Source organism: Nocardia sp. NPDC101769, from assembly GCF_044766925.1.
In the GTDB taxonomy this organism is placed as follows: Bacteria; Actinomycetota; Actinomycetes; order Mycobacteriales; family Mycobacteriaceae; genus Nocardia.
On sequence record NZ_JBIWMX010000037.1, the window covers coordinates 42,473 to 62,684 of the forward strand.

The 20,212-nt window shown below is 65.8% G+C and carries 15 protein-coding genes and 3 pseudogenes; 8 read left to right on the top strand and 10 right to left on the bottom strand.

Annotated elements, in window-relative coordinates; translation table 11 throughout:
• Window positions 1-107: 107 nt before the first annotated feature.
• Entirely contained in the window at window positions 108-1,034 is a 927-nt protein-coding gene (locus tag ACIRRA_RS38550) for an alpha/beta fold hydrolase (RefSeq protein WP_402778943.1), read from the bottom strand.
• A gap of 108 nt (window positions 1,035-1,142) precedes the next feature.
• Between ACIRRA_RS38550 and ACIRRA_RS38555 the strand changes: the two genes are divergently transcribed.
• Window positions 1,143-1,565: a MerR family transcriptional regulator gene (locus ACIRRA_RS38555; protein WP_402779049.1), complete on the top strand. Its 423-nt coding sequence runs from the start codon at window positions 1,143-1,145 to the stop codon at window positions 1,563-1,565.
• Window positions 1,566-2,267: 702 nt separating this feature from the next.
• Here the strand turns inward: ACIRRA_RS38555 and ACIRRA_RS38560 are convergent.
• The 6 genes and pseudogenes from ACIRRA_RS38560 to ACIRRA_RS38585 all read right to left on the bottom strand — a co-directional run bounded on the left by ACIRRA_RS38560 (window position 2,268) and on the right by ACIRRA_RS38585 (window position 9,688).
• Window positions 2,268-3,098: an SAM-dependent methyltransferase gene (locus ACIRRA_RS38560; RefSeq protein ID WP_402778946.1), complete on the bottom strand. Its 831-nt coding sequence runs from the start codon at window positions 3,096-3,098 to the stop codon at window positions 2,268-2,270.
• A gap of 31 nt (window positions 3,099-3,129) precedes the next feature.
• Window positions 3,130-4,138 (bottom strand): annotated as a pseudogene (locus ACIRRA_RS38565) (DUF5753 domain-containing protein).
• Between the two features lie 518 nt (window positions 4,139-4,656).
• A complete protein-coding gene (gene istB / locus ACIRRA_RS38570) occupies window positions 4,657-5,412 on the bottom strand; it encodes an IS21-like element helper ATPase IstB (protein ID WP_402778949.1) in 756 nt (251 codons plus the stop codon).
• A gap of 53 nt (window positions 5,413-5,465) precedes the next feature.
• Window positions 5,466-7,008: pseudogene (istA, locus tag ACIRRA_RS38575) on the bottom strand (IS21 family transposase).
• A gap of 551 nt (window positions 7,009-7,559) precedes the next feature.
• Window positions 7,560-8,894 carry an FtsX-like permease family protein gene (locus ACIRRA_RS38580; protein WP_402778952.1) on the bottom strand — a complete coding sequence of 445 codons (1,335 nt, stop codon included), beginning with the start codon at window positions 8,892-8,894 and terminating at the stop codon, window positions 7,560-7,562.
• Complete coding sequence (locus ACIRRA_RS38585; RefSeq protein ID WP_402778955.1) at window positions 8,891-9,688, bottom strand: ABC transporter ATP-binding protein; 798 nt, start codon at window positions 9,686-9,688, stop codon at window positions 8,891-8,893. The genes ACIRRA_RS38580 and ACIRRA_RS38585 overlap by 4 nt, the downstream gene beginning before the upstream one ends.
• 471 nt (window positions 9,689-10,159) lie before the next feature.
• Between ACIRRA_RS38585 and ACIRRA_RS38590 the strand changes: the two genes are divergently transcribed.
• Window positions 10,160-10,660 carry a TetR/AcrR family transcriptional regulator C-terminal domain-containing protein gene (locus tag ACIRRA_RS38590; RefSeq protein WP_402778958.1) on the top strand — a complete coding sequence of 167 codons (501 nt, stop codon included), beginning with the start codon at window positions 10,160-10,162 and terminating at the stop codon, window positions 10,658-10,660.
• A gap of 372 nt (window positions 10,661-11,032) precedes the next feature.
• On the opposite strand, the gene ACIRRA_RS38595 is transcribed toward ACIRRA_RS38590, so the two are convergent.
• The gene (locus ACIRRA_RS38595; RefSeq protein ID WP_402778961.1) at window positions 11,033-12,166 is read right to left on the bottom strand and encodes a lipase family protein; all 1,134 of its coding nucleotides are present in this window, start codon (window positions 12,164-12,166) and stop codon (window positions 11,033-11,035) included.
• 316 nt (window positions 12,167-12,482) lie between these two features.
• Here ACIRRA_RS38595 and ACIRRA_RS38600 point away from each other — a divergent pair.
• The 4 genes and pseudogenes from ACIRRA_RS38600 to car form a co-directional block, all read left to right on the top strand.
• Window positions 12,483-12,690: pseudogene (locus ACIRRA_RS38600) on the top strand (IS110 family transposase); the annotation flags it as partial.
• A 249-nt stretch (window positions 12,691-12,939) separates the two neighbouring features.
• Complete coding sequence (locus ACIRRA_RS38605; RefSeq protein ID WP_402778964.1) at window positions 12,940-14,112, top strand: serine hydrolase domain-containing protein; 1,173 nt, start codon at window positions 12,940-12,942, stop codon at window positions 14,110-14,112.
• Between the two features lie 126 nt (window positions 14,113-14,238).
• The gene (locus ACIRRA_RS38610) at window positions 14,239-14,418 is read left to right on the top strand and encodes a hypothetical protein (protein WP_402778967.1); all 180 of its coding nucleotides are present in this window, start codon (window positions 14,239-14,241) and stop codon (window positions 14,416-14,418) included.
• A gap of 346 nt (window positions 14,419-14,764) precedes the next feature.
• Window positions 14,765-18,277 (top strand): carboxylic acid reductase, encoded by a 3,513-nt coding sequence (gene car, locus ACIRRA_RS38615; RefSeq protein ID WP_402778970.1) that lies wholly within the window; start codon window positions 14,765-14,767, stop codon window positions 18,275-18,277.
• Between the two features lie 54 nt (window positions 18,278-18,331).
• Here the strand turns inward: car and ACIRRA_RS38620 are convergent, their stop codons facing one another.
• Window positions 18,332-18,601, bottom strand: a complete 270-nt coding sequence (locus tag ACIRRA_RS38620) for a hypothetical protein (RefSeq protein ID WP_402778973.1) — start codon at window positions 18,599-18,601, stop codon at window positions 18,332-18,334.
• 18 nt (window positions 18,602-18,619) lie between these two features.
• Here ACIRRA_RS38620 and ACIRRA_RS38625 point away from each other — a divergent pair, with 18 nt between their 5' ends.
• Together ACIRRA_RS38625 and ACIRRA_RS38630 are read left to right on the top strand one after the other, a co-directional pair.
• Window positions 18,620-18,886: a hypothetical protein gene (locus tag ACIRRA_RS38625; protein ID WP_402778975.1), complete on the top strand. Its 267-nt coding sequence runs from the start codon at window positions 18,620-18,622 to the stop codon at window positions 18,884-18,886.
• An 18-nt stretch (window positions 18,887-18,904) separates the two neighbouring features.
• Complete coding sequence (locus ACIRRA_RS38630) at window positions 18,905-19,084, top strand: hypothetical protein (protein WP_402778978.1); 180 nt, start codon at window positions 18,905-18,907, stop codon at window positions 19,082-19,084.
• On the opposite strand, the gene ACIRRA_RS38635 is transcribed toward ACIRRA_RS38630, so the two are convergent.
• Entirely contained in the window at window positions 19,074-19,511 is a 438-nt protein-coding gene (locus ACIRRA_RS38635) for a hypothetical protein (protein WP_402778981.1), read from the bottom strand. The genes ACIRRA_RS38630 and ACIRRA_RS38635 overlap by 11 nt on opposite strands.
• Window positions 19,512-20,212 lie beyond the last annotated feature (701 nt).

The following is a 20,212-nucleotide window of genomic DNA, read 5'->3' on the forward strand; positions in this document are numbered from 1 at the left end:
CAAAGCCCACGTAATTCCAGTGGTCTGGAGTCGCGTTTTATGCCTTGACCTGCGTGAACATGGGTGACCGCGCCGAGAGGCCGTGTCCCTAAGGGTATCGATGCTGGTCAGGAGGCTGGGTTGGGAGACGACGGCTTCACCTTTGCCTCGATCGGATGCTGGGAATCGGTGCATGGCCGGCAGTGCCGCCGGGATTCCTGCCTGCCGGGCATCGACAGTCTTGTGAGGACATCGACGTGTTCGATTATGGCGGTTGCGAATTCGTTGGGGTGGGTCAGCTGTGGCGCATGCGCGCACCCGTGGATAACGTGCAGGATGGCGTCTGGGATGGTGTCGGCCAGGATGCGCATTACCGGTGGGTACCAGGGCAATCCACGGTCACCGCGCGTGATCAGGGTAGGTGTGGAGACGGTCGCCAGTAGCTCGGCTTCCAATGCCAGCCGGTCGGGATCGCGGGCTTGGTCGAGCCAGGTGTCGGCGTGGTCGATGAAGGTCTTGCGCAGTCCCGAGTCGAGTACATGGTCCCAGGTTCCGGGACCGAAGCCGACTTCGTCGACGAATGTCTGTGTGCCCTCCTCGATTTCGCCGCTGGCGAGCAGTGTCATGACTCGGCTCATGCGGTCACGCACTTGTCGGGTCAACTCGGCTTCGCCGGCTTCGGCGAGCAACGCGAACAGCGGTGGTTCGTGAATGGTGAGACTTCGGCACAGCTGGGGATACCGCAGCGCCGACAGCAGCGCGACCGTGGCGCCGTAGGAGTGGCCGACGAGGTGGACCCGGCTGTGTCCGAGGTGCTGGATGAGGCCGGCGAGGTCGTCCACGTCCTCGCCGATTCGTCCTTGCCCGGGCGGGCAGTCGCTGCGGCCATGGCCGCGTCGGTCGTAGCGGATGACGGTCAGATGCGGTTCGAGGTAGGGGACCAGGTCATCCCATCCGTGATGGTCGTCCCACGATCCGTGTACGAGAACGACCGGTTGCCCGTGTCCGCTTCTCTGATAGTGCAGAACCAGTCCATCGATGACTATGTCGGACAAGCTATTTCGCCTTTCCCGTCGCTACGGCTTGCGGGTGCGGAGTTTTGGCAGGATGTCGGTGACGATTTTCATTACCACTCATCCAGTCTGCGACCTAAAGTCGTCTTCATGTCAAGGGTGTCGGCGGCCGAGCAAACCTATTCGATCGGCGTGGTCGCTCGCCGCGTCGGCGTCGCAGTGTCGACATTGCGCTGGTGGGAGCGGATGGGGCTGGTCGTGCCGGCGGGCCGGGTGTCGGGCAAGCGGCGATACGATCACACAAGTCTGCGACGGATCGCGCTGATCCAGCTCTGGCAGCGCGCGTCGATGAGTTTGGACGAGATCGCGACCGTGCTCGCCGGAAGTACCGGCGGCCGGGATTGGCGAGATGCGGTACGCGCGCGAGTCGCTGCCTGTGACGAGCAACTTGCCCGGATCACCGCCGCCCGCGACTACCTGTCACATCTGCTCGAATGCCCGAACGATCATCCTGCCGACAACTGCCCATACCTTGCCGAGGCCATCAACGAAATCCTGGCGCAGCAACAGTGAGCGCCCGCCACTGCATCTGCTCAACCGCGACAGCTCGCACTGCGAGGGGCGAAACCGAAGGGCGGCAATCCGTTTACGGGCCGGCGAGTTGTCGTAGTCGCGCTTCGAGTTCGTCGAGGGAAGCGGTAGAGCACGTGGCGGACCTGCTGGCGGGCGGCACCCACAGTGGGATCCGGAATTCTCTCCGGGACAGCCGATTACGCCGCTGGACACGATCGAGCAGTCGTTGCCCGACATGCTGGGTGTGCTGGCCGACGACCCGACGACCTACGACACCGCCCACCTGAGCATGATCGCGTTCGGTGATGTCCCGGTCGCGGTGCTTCCGCTGACTCCGCTGCGGTCCGATCCGGCGTTGCCGCGGTCGCCGTGGCAGGGCTTGACCGATTGGGCCCAGGTCTTCTCGTTCCTGAACCGGATGCTCCGCGACGATCACAAGCGGTTCGCCCGTGCCGGACTGCAGTCCTACACGCCGGTCGTCGTCTTCCTGACCGATGGGAATCCACAGGTCAACGGCCAGCTGCAACGGGACGAGGTGTGGCTGCCGGTCCGGCACGCGCTGGAGGCGCCGCGCCATCCGTTCCGGCCGGTGGTGGTGGCACTGGGCATCGGTGAAGTCACCGAGGGTACGGTGCGGCAGCTGCGATCGATCGACCCGGTCGGTGCGACAGAAGGAACAGGCATGCTTTCGTCAGCGCGAGTTCAAGGCTTGCGGCCGATACCTGCCCAATACCAGGCACTGTCGGCGTTTGTGACGGCCGTGGGCCGGTCGGTGAGGTCGGGTCGCCAGGCGGCTACGGGGGTGATGCCGGGGTCGACGAGAGTGGTTCCCTCGAACAGTGCGGCGGTGTCGGATTCGCTGCGCGGGTTGAAAGCGATACCGGATGCTTCGGCGGCGGCGACCACCCCGGCCATCGCCTCGGGGTCGAAATCGGCTGTGGGGTGGGTGATGACGAGGTAGCTGCCGGAGGGGACGGCATCGAGAAGTTCGGTGATGATCTCGTGGGGGCGGTCGCTGTCGCGGAAGTACATCATGATCGCGACGAGCATGATGGCGATCGGCTCGGCGCGGTCCAGGGTTTCGCCGATCGCACGGTGGGCGAGAATGGAACTCGGGTTGTGCAGGTCGGCGTGGATGAAGTGGGTGCGGCCCTGCGGGGTGCTGTTCATCAGCGCGCGGGCGTGGGCGAGCACGATCGGGTCCTTGTCGACGTAGACGATGCGCGCGGCGGGATCGAGTTGCTGGGCGACCTCGTGGGTGTTGCCGGCGGTCGGGATCCCGGTACCGATGTCGAGGAACTGCGTGACGCCGGCTTCGGCGACCAGGTAGCGGACGGCCCGAGCGAGGAAGGCGCGGTTGGCTCGGGCCATGGTCTTGATCGTGGGCACATGCTCGGCGATGACGTCACCCAGCGCTCGGTCGGCGGGATAGTTGTCCTTGCCGCCGAGCCAGTAGTCGTAGACGCGCGCCTCATGAGCGATCGTGATGTCGATCTCGGTCGGCAGTTCGCTGTCGATGGTGTTGTCGGACAAGAGGATTCCCCTCCGCTTCGGTGTTGTCGGGTTATTCGTCCGCCGACGGACGGTCGGGAGGCCGGATCGCGTCGACCAGGTCGAGACTGCGCTGCGGCGTAGTTACGCACACGCACAGGCGGTCCCAGATGGCGTTGTAGCAGTCGAGCTCACCGCGCTTGTCGAGGAACTGGGTGCCGCTCGCGTGCTGGAGATGGACGACGTCGCTGAGTTCGGGTGAAGCGAAAGGCAGTACCGTGAAGGGCACCGCGCAGATCGCCGGGCCTCCGATGCGATCGGGTACCACCTGCACGGTGATGTTCGGCCGGGCCGCGAGAGCCACCAGGTGATCCAATTGCGTTTGCCAGACCTCGTATCCGCCGATCGGGCGCCGCAGCGCGGCCTCTTCGATCGCGAACCACACCGTCGCTGGATCGAGCCGGGTGAGTAGATGCTGGCGGCGCATCAGCAGCTCGACGCGGCGCTGAATGTCTGCGGCTGTTCCCGATATGCGATGGTGTGACAGAGTGCGCGTAGGACGGTGTCCACGCCAGCTCGGGTACCAGACCCGGTGTATAGCAGCGGATGAGCTGGGCAGCATCCTCGAGTGCGAGATAGGACGCAACAGGGCCGGATCCGCGCCTGGATCGGTGTCGCCGCCCATCGGGCCCGTGGTGGTCCGGTTTTCGAGCACTGCCACTCCCTCCCAGTGACGTTTCGGCGTACCAGAGTGTGCCACAACTGATTACAATCCGTGTTCCGAGGCGGCGCACGTGCGGATGCACGGACACGACGTAATTCTTCCGGTGGGGCACAGACGAATCGACCGCACCGCTCGTTGTTGTTGGGGGAGCCGGTGACGAACACCAACGACCTTGCCGACCGGGACACAGCGGACAGGCTCGGGATCGCTGAGGTAGCAGCGAATCACAGTGCCGAGGCGGTATATCGGAGGATCGCACAGTTGCCTGCGATTGGACTCCCGCAAGCGGCCGTCGCGATCGAACGTGAGTTGGCTGCACGCCGTGCCACCACGCCATGGCCGTGCGGTCACGTGACATCGGCCGCGTGACATCGTCTGCCGGCTGTTCACGGGATACGTGGAGTCAACGGAAGACCTCTCTGACCATGACGCGGTTGACGGCAGGCGGCGAAGTTATCGGAGTGGAATCGAGTGTGGTGAGCGGGATGGCTGTCTGGTCGTCGAGCGGTGCAGCACCCGTGAGGCGGTCGGGACTCGATCGAGGGTGCGTGGAAGGTGTTGCAGCAGTGATGCTTCGCCGGACTGGGGTGGAATCGTCACGGTGGCGGTGATTTCGGCGCCGGGGCGAACCGGTCCACCGCCACGCGAGCTGCGAAGCTACCGCTCGTTCAGCCGTGCCGGCGGCTTACGCCCAGGTAACTCGGCACGGCGAGCTGAGCCACCAAAAGCAGAGGATGTCAGCGAAATAGTGTGGCTCTCAGTAGTATTCGAGATGACTTCGGGTGTCGACCGTCAGGTAATTCCTCCGGGCTGCCGTCACGGAATTCCTCCAGTGGGCGTGCCTCGCTGCGAGCGTAGCGATTCGCTGTGCGGTGGTCAGTTGGTGGGTCGGCCGGGTCGTTTGCGGGGTCGGTAGGACGGGCCGTCCATGAGGACCTGGTGGCTGGTGTTGATCAGCCGGTCGAGCAGGCTTTCGGCGACGACGGGGTTCGGGAACAGGGCGTACCAGTCTTTCGGGGCGCGGTTGCTGGTGAGGATGAGCGGTTTGCCGCTGAGTGCGCGTTCGCTGATCAGCTCGTAGAGGTCGTCGGCGTGCAGGGCGGTGTGCTCGCGCATGGCGAAGTCGTCGAGGATCAACACGTGCGGGCGGGTGTATTCACGAATCCGTTTGCCCCAGGACCGGTCCGCGTGGCCACCGGCCAAGTCGGCCAGCACTCGGCTGGTTTTGGCGAAGCGGACATCGCCGCCGCGGCGGGCGACCGCGTGTCCGAGTGCTTGTGCGACATGGGTTTTCCCGACCCCGACTGGTCCGTAGAGGATGACCGACTCGCCGGAGTCGAGCCAGCGCAGGGCTGCCAGGTCGCGGATCATCGCGGACGGTAGTTTCGGGTTCGCGGCGAAGTCGAAGTCCTCGAAGGTGGCTTGTTCTTCGAACTTCGCCCGTCGGATTCGTCGTGTGAGAGCGTTGGTTTCGCGGCGGGCGATCTCGTCCTCGCAGAGGACCTGCAGGAACTCGAGGTGCCCGAGTTTCCCGTCGCGGGTCTGGGCAAGGCGGGCGTCGAGGGTGTCGAGCATGCCGGTGAGTTTCAGCGCGCGCAGAACGTCACGCAGGGCTGGGTCACTGATGTTCATGAATGTATTTCCTTGTTGGAGTGAAGAATTGGAATGCTCCGACCGAGGGGAGGTCAGTTGTTGCTGAACTGGCCGGGGCCGCGCAGGAACGCCGGAACCGCGGTGATGTCACCACCGCCGGTGCCCGCGAACGGGTCCTCGGTTTCGGTGCCGGCGGCGAGGACGCCTTTGACGGTGCGATAGGAGGGGTCACCAACCTCGATCGCGCGTGAGCAGGCCGCCTCCAGGCGGTCGATGCCGTATTTCTCCCGCAAACCGGAGGATGCCTTGAGCGGCGCGCAGGTGGTGGATCGCGTTCGGGGACAACAGGTCACCGATGACCAGTTCGCAGGCCGGTCCGACGTCGGCGGCGATCTTGCGGCACCAGGTCGGGCCCTGCAGATGGAACGCGACCGTCTCGGGCGGATAGTGGCTCATGTTCGTCGCTCGCCCTGACAGGCGGCGGACGTGGGTGGCGACCACGTGCTGGTCGCGGAAGATCTGCACGATATCGCCGCTGGTGCGGGCGTGCAGGGTCTGCCCGATCAGCCGCCACGGCACCGAATACAACGCTTTCCCGATCTTGATGTGGGTGTCGAGCCCGACTTTCCCGGTCGACCACACCGACAACACGAACGGCGTCGTCGGCAGCGGTGCCAGCGCGTCGCGTTCGATTGCTTCGAACACCCGCAACGGTTGTCCGCCGTCCAGGGCGCGGGAGTTGCGCAGCCCGGCGACGTCGCGACACCAGCGAACCGCTTCGGCCTGCATCTGCGCCAGCGTAGTGAATTCCCGTCCGCGCCAGAAGGAATCGCGAACATACTGCATCTGCCGTTCGACGCGTGGCTTGTCCTTCGGCTTGCGGACCCGCGCGGGGTCGATCAACGTCGCGTAGTGCACGGCGAGTTCGGCGTAGGTGCGGTTGAGTTTCGGGTCGTAGAGATCGGGCTTGTCGACACCGGTGCGCAGATTGTCGATCACCAGCCTCGCGGGGACCCCGCCGAAGAACTCGAATGCCGCGACATGCGAAGCGCACCACGATGTTTGATCCATCGACAGCACTGGCTGCAGGAACGGCATCCGTGAGCACGAGAGCACCATCACGAACGCCTGCACCGATACTCGCCGCCCGCGCACCGGGTCGAACCACGACCCGAGCGTGCCGTAGTCGATCTGGGCTTCGCTGCCCGGCGGAACCGGCGGCCGCGGCACCGTCACCTTCGCCCGCGCCACCTCGTCGGCGAAATGCGTTGCCACCCAACGCCGCACCGATGACTCCGACACCTCCACCTCGTAGTCGTCACGCAACCGCTGCGCGATCGTCGCGAGTGTTACCTTCGCATCCAGCCACTCCCGGATCCGCTCGGCGTGCGGGTCGATCAATGGCCATGTCACCGCCCGCGCACCCGGATCATGCAGTCCGGGAAACCATTCCGCCGCCCGCTCGGCCCACTGCTGCGCCGACAACGGCGGGCTCACGCCCGGCTCGATGCCGGCTGCGACGGCCGGTGCGACGTATTTCCGGATCGTTTTCCGGTCGATGCCCAGCGACGCCGCCAGTTCGCGTTGCCCGCGACCGGCCTGCCAGTGGGTGTAGAGCTCGACAAGATCGAACACCGAGAAACTCCTCCTCGCCATCTTCTTCTCGCTCTCCTCGCCGGAACAACCGTCGAGAACAAGCGAACATGTGTGCGAGACACGCCCACGGCCGACACACCGCCGGGTGGAGGAATTACGTGACGGCCGGGTGGAGGAATTCGGTGACAGCCAGGTGGGGGAATTCCGTGACGGAACTACCCCTCACCTGGGGGAATTACTTGACCGCTGACAACTTCGGGTTTGGATGTCGATGCAGATGAGGTCGCGGCCAGTCTCCTGGTCGGTGATGAATCCCTGGACTGTCGGGTTGCACGGTTCACCTTGATTGGCAGTGCCGATGACGGGAACCGAAAGGACCCAGGTCGCGGTGGGACGTCCAGCCTTCGCGCATGCGACCGGCGTGTGATCGTCGGTGAAACCGTGGTGGTCGATATCGGGGTTGCGGGCTGGTTCGCTGACGTCGGGCGCCGAAGAGAACGAGGTCTAATTCTCGATTCTCGGTCACGGCTTGTCTGCTTTCGATGGCGGACCGGGCGCGGGTCTGCCGGTGGGGTCGTTCCCGCTTGGGCTCACAGTGTTGTGAGGGCAGCGACCGGTCGCAGGCGTGTGGCGCGAACACTCGTCGACAAGGTCGCGGCAAGGGCGATGGAGAAACCGGCTGCCACGATCGCGGGGTACATCCACCACGGACCGGCCGGGATCGGCGACCCGGTTTTGACGATGCTGTAGGGAACGACGGTGGCTGCCGCCGCAATCGTGCCGAGGACAACCGCGATGACGGTCGTGACGGTACTTTCGACCGCCACGATGCCCAGCACTTGACGCCTCGTCGACGACGTCAGCTGGAGCAGGCCGAACTCCCTGCGGCGCTGCCAGGTCGCCGCGATCAGCGAATTGCTGACGGCGATCGAGCAGAATGCGATGATCATCGCCACGATCAGGTAGTTCGCGGCCGCGAACTGCGGTCCGATGTCATCCGGTGCGCGATCGACGATGCTGTCCTCGGTGCTCTGCATGTACAGCGTGCCGGTGGCGATACCGACGAGCAGGGCCAGCGCGCCGACGATCGTACTTGCCTGCGTGGCACGGGCGTTCAGATTACGCATGGCCAGTCTGCCGACACTGCTCGGCACCAGCGTCGCGATCCGCCCGAGCGTCGCGACGACGAAGGGACTCAACAGCGCGAGGCCGATCGCGACACCGATGCACGCGGGCCCGGCTACCGCGGCCAATAGCGGCCCGTCGGCCATGAACAGCGTACCGATCCCGGAGCCGATGCCGATCAGCAGAAATGCCACGCCGATGATCGTCTTCGCCCGGGAGACCGGGCCCGTCTCCGCGCCCGATGCGTCGGCCAGGGCGAGCACCGGCGCGACCATCGCCGCGCGCCGACCGGCGATCGCCGCCGCCACCACCGCCGCCAACCCCGAGATCACCGCGCTCGCTGCGATGGTCGCCCGGCTCACGGCAAGCTGGATCGGCTCGTGAACCACACCGACCCCGACCATCCGATCGAGCAGGAACGCGCCGAGTCCGATACCCGGTAGGAGGCCGGCCACAGCAGCGGGCAACGTGACCGCGCTCGTCTCCACTACCACCATTGCGCACACCTGCCGGGGAACCGCTCCGATCAATCGGATCAGGGCCAGTTCTCGTGTGCGCTGCTGGACTACGAGCGTGACCGTGGAGGCGATCCCGAACACTACGACAACAACCGTCCAGCCACCCATGATGGTGGCCAGAATGGCCAGCGATTCCCCGCCGCCCGCCGGCATGGTGATGCCGGTCTCGACCAACGCGGCGAACGCGGTCAGCAACGCCGTTCCAGCACCGATCACACACGCCGAGGCGATATACGCGGAGGAGCGTGCCCGCACCGTGCGCAGGGCAAAACGCCACATCATCGGACCCCGCCCCGCTCGGCGAAGCCATCGGCCAGCCGCGCCATACGCGCCGCCGCTGCGTCCGCGCTGGGGCGATGCAACACGTCCACCACCCGCCCGTCCGCGAAGAACACCACGGCATCGGCCACCGCCGCAGCGACCGGATCGTGGGTGACCATCACGATGGTGCGGCCCCCGCTGTCGACTGCTCCCCGTAACAGGCCGAGCACTTCGGCGGCGGCACGGCTGTCCAGTGCGCCGGTCGGCTCGTCGGCGAAGATCACCGCGGGATCGCCCAGCAACGCGCGGGCGATCGCCACCCGCTGTTGCTGACCACCCGACAACGCCGCGGGCCGTGTGTGCGTGTGCTGCTCCAGGCCGAGCCGGGCCAGTACGTTGCGCACGGCGCCGGCCGGAATCGGCCGGGAAGCGAATTCCATGGGCAGCGTGACATTTTGCGCCACGGTCAAGGTCGGAACCAGATTGTAGGACTGAAAGATGAAGCCCAACCGGTCGCGGCGCAGGCGTGTCAATGCAGTCTCGTCGAGCGTCGTCAACTCGGTTCCGTCGATCGAAACCGATCCCGACGTCGGCCGGTCCAGCCCTGCCGCGCACTGCAGCAGCGTGCTCTTTCCCGATCCGGACGGCCCCATGACCGCCGTGAAGGTACGCCGAGGAAATCCCCAGCTCACTCCGTCGAGGACTCTGACCGCGGTAGGACCCTGCCCATGCACCTTCACCACCTGACGCAACTCCACACTGTTACGCCCGAGTGCTGCCTCCGGCACATTTACTGGGTACACCGTACGAGTCATAAATACATCGTACTGAGCGTCTGCGTACGCCGCACATTTGGATAACATAAATCGTATTGACCTGCTATTTTGCGGAGGCAATCACGATTTTCGACACACCAGAACCGTCGAGGTAGACTTTCGTCACCGTTCGAAGATTCGTGACGAAAAGAGGGTCGCATGCCGAACTGTCAGATCTGCGGCCGCGCGCTGCCGCCTGCGGTGCGTGGCAGGCCTGCCAGATACTGTTCCCGTGCATGCCGCGCGCGTGCGTATCGGGAACGTGTCGCGGCAAGACAACAGAGCGCCGCTGAGCCCACGGCAGTGGCCGATGCCGCACTTTCCACCGATTGCGTGGTGCGGGCCGCGATCGAGTTGGTCGACCGCGAAGGCGGCCCCGGACCCTCCATGCGCCGCACTGCCGCCGAACTCGGTGTCGGCGTGATGTCGCTCTACCGCTACGTTTCCGGCAAAGAGGAACTCGGGCGGCTCATGATCGACGCGGTCTTCGGTGATCACCCGCTACCCGAACCGGGCCCGCCGGGGTGGCGAGCGAAGCTGGAACTTTCCGCCCGGCAAGAATGGCAGATCTACCGCGAACACCCTTGGGTGCCACAGCTTTTTGCGTTGACCACCCGGCCGCCGATCGCACCGCGGCTGATGGCGTACACCGATTGGCGCATCCGCGCGGTCGACGATCTCGGCCTCGACTTCCCGACTATGGTTCGGATCGCGATCGTGGTCTCCACCCACACACAGAGCGCGGCGTATCCGCTGGCCCGGGAACAATTCGCGAACGATACCCGCGAGGAATGGATCGGCGCCCGCAGCGGCGAAGTCCAGGAAACGTTCGCCTCGGGCGCGCTGCCGATGATCGCGCGCTTCGGGACCGACGCCTTCGAAGCCTCTCAGCCGCACAGTATCTTCGAATTCGGACTACATTGCCTACTCGATGGCGTCGCCAACATAATCGTCGACCGGAACTCCCGCTGACCACTCACGCTTACCCGCTGATGCTCCAGCCGGACTTCGTGATCATGGTGTGAGTCGGGATCGGCGCTGGTAGCGGCTGCGTCGGGTGCGGTATTGGTGTCGGCGGCGCCCGCTCGACCAGCGGCGCCTGTGACCGATGGTGCTGCCCTCGGCGGCGAGTTCTCGAGGGGCATGCGGTTCGTCAGAGAACGGGTGTCCGGCGCCTGCCGAAGAGAGCCGGTGGCCCGGGCGGTGCGCATCCGCGGAGAGATCTTCGGCAAGCGCTTTGCAATCTCATGAACGATTTCGTGTCGGCTTCGCTTACGAAGTGTCTGTGAGATTGTCCCACTCGGTCGAGTCTCGTTGGGAAGTCGAGGATTTGTCGGCGGCTGATCACTGTGTCAGCCGTGTGCAGCCGCTGTCCGGTGGCGCATCGGCGAAGCGGGCCATGAGGAAAGCTTGTGCGGCCGGAACGAAGAGGGCGCCGGCCAGGAGGTGGTTGAGGCCGAGGTATTCCACGTACTGCACGGAGACGCCGCGGCGGCAATAGTCGGCGGCGAGATCGCGTTCGCCCGCGGCGACGATCACGCCGTCGCCGATGCCGTCAACATTGCCTGCGCCCAACAGCATGGGTGCTGTCGGAGTGCCGGCGCTGCCCATCCGGTTCTGGGTGAGGATGCGGGCAAAGCCTGGGATCGATCGATAATCCTGGTACTCGGGCCGGAGGAGGTCGGAGAGGTGTAGGCCGGGGAATTGCGGGCCGTTGGAGACGCAGTGGTCGGCGATCTGGGCCATGATGTCCCGGCCATGGTCGGAGAGGTAGGGGGTCAGGTCGAGGCCGAAGCCGCGTGCGGCGCCTTGCATGACGTACGGCAGCACCAGCGCCCATTGGGGGCTGCCGTCGACGTAGTCGATGGTGTCGGCCATGTCGACGGGCATACCGCCTGCTGCGGCGCCGATGATGTCTAGTTCGGGTGCGTAGGACGGCGCGAGTTCGGCGGCGAATTCGGTGGCGATGGATCCACCGGAGAATCCGGACATGCCCACAGGGATGGTGTCCGGGGCGCCGAGGGTCTGCAGGGCAGCCCGGATGCCGTCGAGAGTGGCTGTGCCAGAAGCTCGTCCGGCACCATAGGCGAGGTCGGACCCCTCGTAGTCGGAGACGACCACCGTGAACCCGGCCGTCAGGTAGCCGGCGATGATCAGCGCGTCCTGCGGTGCACCGCCGCCGCCACCTCGCAACGCGTATGACGGATCGCAGCCGGCGCTGAGTGAGTCGTAGGCGGTCTGATACGAGATCAGCCGCAACGGACCGGATGTGACAGGCGGACGAATGAGCGTTGCGACCGTCGCATCGGGCTCTCCGAATTGGCCGGTCGTCGAGTACAGCATCTGAGTTGCCTCGATCGGCAGCGGAACCGTGGTCGGCGCCAATGGCACTGTGCGGGTTCGTAATACGGTTCCATGCACCGCGTGTTGCCAGCCGACGGGACCGTGGTAGAACGGGTCGTCGCCGGGCAGGGTCATTGTGGTGTCTGCTGAGGCCGGCCCTTCTGCCGCCGCGACGGATGATGCTGCTATGAGTGCAGCCAGGATGACTGTGCGCCAGCGAATTCGAACCGACATCGGATCTCCTCTCGCCAATCTCGCACGGCACGGTACGTTGGTGTACCGTCCTGGCGGCAGCCCCAACAAACCGGGGCACTCTCAGCGGCCTATTCGAACTGGCCTGGTTCAGGCGATTGGATCTGCAGTCAACGAACACCGGTGGTGTTGAGGATCATTCAGCAGCGCTCACCTGGGTGCGGAATTCCTGGTGGCCACAGGTGGTGACCTGGCCTCACTGCGCCGAGCGTTCTTCATCGCAGCCCTTTCCAGCCTGAAGGTCGCGGGACCGTCGCGAGAGTTCTACCAGCGCAGACGATCCGAGCGATTGCTCCACACCCAGGCACTACTCGCATTGGCTCGTCGGTGTCGACGTGTCATGGGCGTTGCTGCGGGACGGTCGTCACCACTCCGAACGGACGCCGGGTATCGCCGCGACCGCTTGACAGTGGCCATTGAGATTCCTCGAATCCAGGCCAGCTGCTGTCCCAGACTGGGCCGGATAGCCGAAGCCCGAACCGAATTCGACCTTGCCATCGTCCTGTGCGGCAACGACCAGGAACGCACTCTGCTCGAAGCCAAACTCGCTGAGCTGGATTGACCAGCTCCTTGGGTCGGGCTCGGGGATTTCCCCCATTCCGATTCTGGGGATGTGCCGGATTACGCCGGGGCGGCGCCGAAACTAGCGTTCAGCTATGACTTCGACTCTGCGCGGGCGCCTTTCGGTTGCCCTCAGTGCCGCCGCGTTGCTTGTCGCCGAGGGGGCCACCGCGGTCGCCCAGCCCGCCGGTGCCTCGCTCACGGAGCAGTTGCGTCAGGACTTGGAAGCGATCCACGCTCTCGGTGTCAGCGGCGTGCAGGCCCGCGTCATCGCGCCCGATGGTGGGCAATCGGTCGCCACCGGCGGCACCGCAGACCTGAACACCGGCCTCCCTGTCCCCTCCGACGGCTACTTCCGCATGGCCAGCACCGCCAAGACCCTGGTCGCCACCGTGGTCCTCCAACTCGAGGCCGAGCACACGCTGACTCTCGACGACACGGTCGACCGCTGGCTGCCGGGAGTCGTGCAGGGCAACGGGAACGACGGCAGCCGGATCACCATTCGCCACCTGCTCCAGCACACCGGCGGCATTCACGACGACCTACCCGGATACACCACGCCGGAGGAGTACTACCAGCAGCGCTACGACCTCTACAGTCCCGAGGAGCTGGTGGCCCGTGCCATGGCCCAGGCGCCGGACTTCCCGCCCGGGCGGGGCTGGCAGTACTCCAATACCGGATATGTACTGCTCGGCATGATCATTCAGCAAGCCACCGGTCGACCCGCCCACCAGGAGATCGAAGCTCGCATCCTCGGCCCGCTCGGGCTTGACCAGACCCGGTGGACCGGCGCCTCGCCCACGCTGCCCGAGCCCCGCGCCCGGGCCTACCAATTCTTCGGTCCCGGCGCCGAGGTGGACGTCACCGATCAGATACCCGTTGAGCACCAGACCCTTTCGTGGGTCACCACCACCCGGGACGAGAACAGCTTCTTCCGCGCGCTGCTCGGCGGCCGGCTGCTCCCGGCCCGGCAGCTCACGGAGATGAAGCAGACCGTCCCGGTGAGTGCGGAGCTCCAACAGATGTGGCCCGGAGGCCGATACGGGCTCGGTCTGGCCGAACGTCCCCTCAGCTGCGGAGGAACCTACTGGAGTCACGAGGGCGGGGACGGCGGCTACATCACCCTCAACGGCGTCACCGAGGACGGCACTCGAAGCGCGGTGGTGTCCATGTCCGAGGCCCGCGGCGACACCCCGGATCACATCCTCGAGCAGGAGAACGTGGGCGGTGCCTTGATCGACCACGCGCTGTGCGCCGGGAGCCGGTGAGCAGCGCCGCCGATCGTTGTGGAGTCCCAGCGAATCGCTGTGCAGTCCTGTGGCTTTCCGTTTGGATTGAACTCGCCCACGACGGCGTCGAGACTGGATTCTCGACGTTTACTGAAGGTGGCGCTGGTGGGTTGGCGAAGAGTCGTCGGGCTGGCCGGTCTATCCGTGCTGTCCGACGGGGCCAGCGTCAGTGATCGGTCGTCGTGGCAGTTCGTCAGTGTCGTCCAGCCAGTGCAAGAACGCCACCACGTGCGCGTCGAGGCTGGAATCGACCTGTGCGACAGCCGCTTTGGAGCGCTGGCGTGAAATGGGCTGCGAGGCAATCTTCTTCACGTCGCTGAGCTGATTCGGTGCTCAGATTCGGGACGTACGATCGGCAAACGCAACAGGCGGCCGAGGGGGTGGGGGACCAGTGTGAGCAATCAGATTGGTCGCTCTGGCCGGCATGTATGGCATCGGTTCGGGCCGGTCTATATGGTGCGGTGTCGCCATGTACCTGCGATTGCGTCGGTTACCACAAGCCCGCGATGTCGCCGCGTAGTCGCGCAGTCCACCGTGATCGTGGCGCATGCCGGAGGCACGGAACTAAGCTTTGAATTTGCCAGAGGTTTTCTCTAGTTGTAGTCCGTCGAACGACCCAGGGAGACCGGCCATGGCGACGCATACGTGGGAAACCGAACAGCAACACCGCATCGACCAGGTCTTCACCGACCAGCAGGTGCACGATGCCATGCCGTCGGAGGAGGTCATCGCCGCGGCCGCGCGGCCTGGCCTGCGACTGGCCCAGATGGTCGACACCTTCGCGGCCGGGTATGCCGACAGGCCGGCCTTGGGCATGCGCGGTGCCGAACTCGGTACCGACGCCGCCGGGCGCCGGGTCCGTCGACTGTTGCCGCGCTTCGACACCATGATCTACCGGGAATTGTGGTCGCAGGTGGGCGCGCTGGCCGCCGCATGGCACCGAGACCCGCAGCATCCCGTGCGTGCCGGTGACTTCGTCGCGATCCTCGGGTTCACCAGCCCCGGCTACATCACGGTCGACCTCGCCTGCACCCGGCAGGGCGCGGTATCGGTGCCACTGCAGGTGAGCGCGACGCCCGCGCAGTGGGCGGCGATCCTCGCCGAGACCTCCCCGCGGGTGCTCGCCAGCAGCCCGGAGATGCTCGACGGGGCCGTGGACGCGGTGCTCGCCGGAACCGCCGCTCCGCAGCAACTGCTGGTCTTCGACTACAACTCCGAGGACGACAACGACCGTGCCGCCATGGAGGGCGCTCGCCACCGCCTGGCGCAGGCCGACAGTCCCATCGTGGTGGCCGAGCTGAACACCGTGCTCGACCGAGGCAGCAGCCTGTCTCCCGCCCCGTTGTTCGTGCCCGCCGCCGGCGAGAATCCGCTGTCCATGCTCATCTATACCTCGGGCAGCACCGGCACCCCGAAGGGCGCGATGTATACCGAGGAGATGCTGGCCGCGATGTGGCGTACTCGCTTCGGAACCGATGGCATTTCGCTGCCCGCGATCGAGCTCAACTACATGCCGCAGAGCCATCTGGCGGGGCGGATGCAGGTGGTCAGCACGCTGATGCGTGGCGGTACCGCGTATTTCACCGCCGGCAGCCACATGTCCACCCTGTTCGACGATTTCGCGCTGGTGCGGCCCACCGAGGTGTCCTTCGTGCCGCGGGTGTGCGATCTGGTATTCCAGGAGTTCGTCAGCGAGGTGGAACAGCGCGTCGCGGACGGCGCCGACCGCACCACCGCCGAGCGTGAGGTGCGAATCGACCTGCGGGAGCGGCAGTTCGGTGGCCGCGTGCTGGCGATGAGTTGCGGGACCGCGCCGCTGTCCGCGGAGACGCGGGCCTTCATCGAGTCCGTGTTCGAACTGCCGCTGCACGACGGGTACGGTTCCACCGAGGCCGGAGGCATCATGCGGGACAACCACATTAGCCGACCCCAGGTGCTGGACTACAAGCTCGCCGACGTGCCCGAACTCGGCTACCACCACGACGACCGGCCGAATCCGCGCGGCGAGTTGCTGGTGAAGACGATGACGATGTTCCCCGGGTACTACAAGCGGCCCGAGCTCAGCGCGGAGATGTTCGACGCCGATGGCTTCTACCGCACCGGCGACATCATGGCCGAGATCGGTCCCGACGAACTGGTGTATGTGGACCGGCGGAACAACGTGCTGAAGCTCTCGCAGGGTGAATTCGTCGCCGTGTCCCAGCTGGAGGCCGTATACGCGATCAGCGCGCTGGTCCGGCAGATCTACGTGTACGGCTCCAGCGAGCGCGCCTACGTGCTCGCGGTGGTGGTGCCCACCGACGAGGCGCTGCATGCGCATCCGGACGATCTGAAGGCCGCCGTCCTGCAGTCGCTGCAGAAGATCGCGCAGAATGCCGGGCTGGCCTCCTACGAGATACCGCGCGACATCATCATCGAGACGCGCCCGTTCACCCGCGCCGAAGGGCTACTGTCCGGTGTCGGAAAACTGTTGCGGCCCAAGCTGAAGCAGCGCTACGGGGAGCGGCTGGAGGAACTCTACGGGGAGCTGGAGCGGCAGCAGACCGACGAATTGACCGCGTTGCGAAGCGGGATCGGTGACCGACCGGTGCCGGAGATCGTGCACCGGGCAGTGCGGGCGCTACTGGGCTGCGCCGACGCCGATATCCGGCCCGACTCGCACTTCGGCGATCTCGGCGGCGATTCGCTGTCGGCACTGTCGCTGTCCAACCTGCTACAGGAGATCTTCGGAATACAGGTGCCCGTCGGCGTGATCGTCAGTCCCGCGGTCGATCTGCAACAGCTGGCCGGATACATCGAGGAGGAGCAGGTCACCGCGGGGCGGCGCGCGACCGCGGTCTCGGTGCACGGCACCGGCGACCGGATCCGCGCCGCCGACCTCACACTGGAGCAGTTCATCGACGCCGGCACCCTGGAGGCCGCGCCCGCGCTGCCGGCGGCGGCCACGACGCCGCGGACCGTGCTGCTCACCGGCGCCAACGGATACCTGGGCCGGTTCCTGTGCCTGCGCTGGCTGGAGCGGTTGGACGCCGTCGACGGCATCCTGATCTGCATCATCCGCGGCAAGGATGCGGACGCGGCGCGCACGCGGCTGGACGCGGTGTTCGACTCGGGCGATCCGACGTTGTCACGGCATTACCGGGAGCTGTCCGAACGCTGGCTGCAGGTGCTACCCGGCGATATCGGTTACCCGAATCTTGGTCTGACGGAAAAGGATTGGCAGCGGCTGGCGGACACCGCCGACATGGTCGTGCATCCCGCCGCGCTGGTGAACCACGTGCTGCCCTACGACCAGCTGTTCGGCCCCAACGTTGTCGGCACCGCGGAAGTGATCCGGCTGGCCCTGACCGGCAGGCGCAAGCCGGTTACGTACCTGTCCTCGGTGGCGGTGGCCGGCCAGGTGCCGCCCGGGAGGTTCGCCGAGGACGGCGACATTCGCGAGATGAGCCCGGAGCGGATACTCGACAACAGCTACGCCAACGGCTACGGCAACAGCAAGTGGGCCGGCGAGGTGCTGCTACGGGACGCGCAGGAGCGGTTCGGGCTGCCGGTGGCGGTGTTCCGCTCCGACATGATCCTCGCGCACAGCTATTACGCCGGGCAGCTCAACGTGACCGACATGTTCACCCGGCTGATCCTCAGCATCCTGGTGACCGGCGTGGCGCCGAAGTCGTTCTACCGCACCGACTCCGGCGGCCATCGGCAGCGGGCGCACTACGACGGCCTGCCCGCAGACTTCACCGCCGAGGCGATCGTCACCCTCGGCGGCCGCGCCACCAGCGGCTATCACAGCTTCGACGTCCTGAACCCCTACGACGACGGCGTCTCCCTGGACCAGTTCGTCGACTGGCTCATCGACGAGGGCCACCCCGTCCAGCGCGTCGACGACTACGGCGAATGGCTGTCCCGCTTCGAGAGTGCCCTGCTGGCCCTACCCCAGCAGCAGCGCCAGCAATCCGTCCTCCCGCTTCTGGACGCCTACCGCACCCCCGCCGAACCCACCCGAGGCTCCGTCCTCCCCGCCGATCTCTTCCGCGTCGCCGTGCAGCAGGCCAATCTCGGCCCCGACGCCGACATCCCCCACCTTTCCCGCGCCCTCGTCCACAAGTACGTCGCCGACCTGCACCTGCTGAAGCTCCTCTGACCCCAGCAGAGGACCAGATCGGTCAGCTGGTCGCCATCGATGTGAAATGCGTAGTCACCATTGTCCGTTCTGCATCGGATCGAACGGGATGTGCACGGTTCGGTGCGAATGCAGTCCGGGGTGCGTGGCGAGAGGGTGCGGTTCATCGGTCATCGTGGCGAGCGCTGTTGCGACTTCTTCGATGTCGGCCCGGGTGTAGAGGGTGGTGACGTCGTTGGCGTGGCTGATCGCATGTCCGGCACAGGCTTTCGCGACCGCGTGGCCGAAGTTCCGTTCGACCCAGCGCAGGGTTGTATGGCGTAGCCAATAGGTGGTGATTCCCATGGTGCGGACGGTCGGCACTTGGCGGCCGATGCGTTCCCAGAGGACGTCGTAGCGGCGCTTGCTGACGGGCAAGCCACTGTTGCACCGCAGCAGTGGCTGATCATGGCCGGGTTTGAGGATGCGCCCGTTTCGGGTGGTGGTGCGGTTCGGGTCGAGGTTCGTGATGCGTTGCGTGTAGTGGTTTTCATGGCCTCCCAGCTCATCGCCGGGGCCGCGACGTTGGTCTTGGTGAATGCTGCTGCACAGCAGGGCATTTCAATGCTGCTGATGGTCGATGACGCATAATGGCTCGGCCTGCTCAGCATGATGGTGTTGAGCTGTGCGGCCCGCTGGTGGGCGGGCAACGGCGTGCAGCTGCTCGTCGCGGTGGGCTCGGATGCCGATGATGGATTCACCCGCAGCGGGTTTGGTGTCCATGGCTTGCTGCCGCTGCGCGGTCTGACGCGCAGGCGGCGCGGTCGTAGCGTGAACCTCAGCTGGTGAAGGCCGCGCGGCGACGCCAGGTCCAGCGCAGTAGACCCACCCCTACCGCCAGGGTGATCACGTTGATGGCGAGCTCGATCAGTCCGCCTGTGCCCGAGCGCCACCAGATGCCGTTCTCGAGGTCGTAGAGCGCGTCGAGGCAGAACAGGTAGATCGCTGATCCGCCGCCTGCCAGCAGCCACAGAAGGGCTGTGGCGTGGCGTTTGATCAACGCGATGGCAGCTGCGATCACGCAGACCGCCAGCCAGGCGTCGGCCAGCGGGAAAGCGTTCTCGAATTCGATGTATGCGGGGCGTTCGTTGCTGGCGACCGCGCCGCGGGCGGTGAACCAGAGCACCCAGTAGGCGATCAGGATGAGCAGGCTGGCCGCGAGCACCATGAGCACCCGATCCCTGGACTGGTCGCTGACCTCGAGCTGTGTCGACACGCCCGCCATTGTGAAACGTCGAAACTCGCGTGGAGATCGAATCGGCGATACTGCCTGGCGTTCTGCGGGCATCGCGCTCGCTACCAGAGGACCCCACTGTCGCGGCTTCGGAGTACCAAGACGGGGACGATCTCCACGGCGGAATACTCAAAAAGCCCACGGTCCAACATGAACGCACTCTCATGGCCGCATACCGCGCTGGCCGAGCCGGCCAGCGGGGCGCCGGCGGCCGAAACCTGGTGCGGTGCAGAACGTCCGCTATAGCCGATTTCAGTGTGTCTCTGGTTGCCTTCATGGTGCTCGGCATCTGCTCGTCGTAGTTGTTCGGCCGGTTCGGTATTGTGGCCGGCGATCTGTGAAGGCGGGGGAGGTCATCGGGCAGACCAATGCGTGGCGCCCGCCGAGGGAGCTGGAAGACCTACGCCACCCAAGACCGCGACCGCGACTCACAGGGATGATTGGACAAATACCGAATATTCGAATGCGGGTCCTTGGCAGGACCGTGAAAATCGTTGCTGTGCAAGCAGTTCGACTGCCATCGTCTCGCTACCGTGATTTCGCCCGCCTGGACCTCACGGGCCTCACCTGGTCCGGCTGAGCCGGCTGGGTGAGAGGGTCGGTGCGGGCGGCGGCCGGTGCGGACTCCGATGTCCTCGGCGTGGGCGGCAGCGAGGTCGGAGACATCCCATGAGGGCATTGAC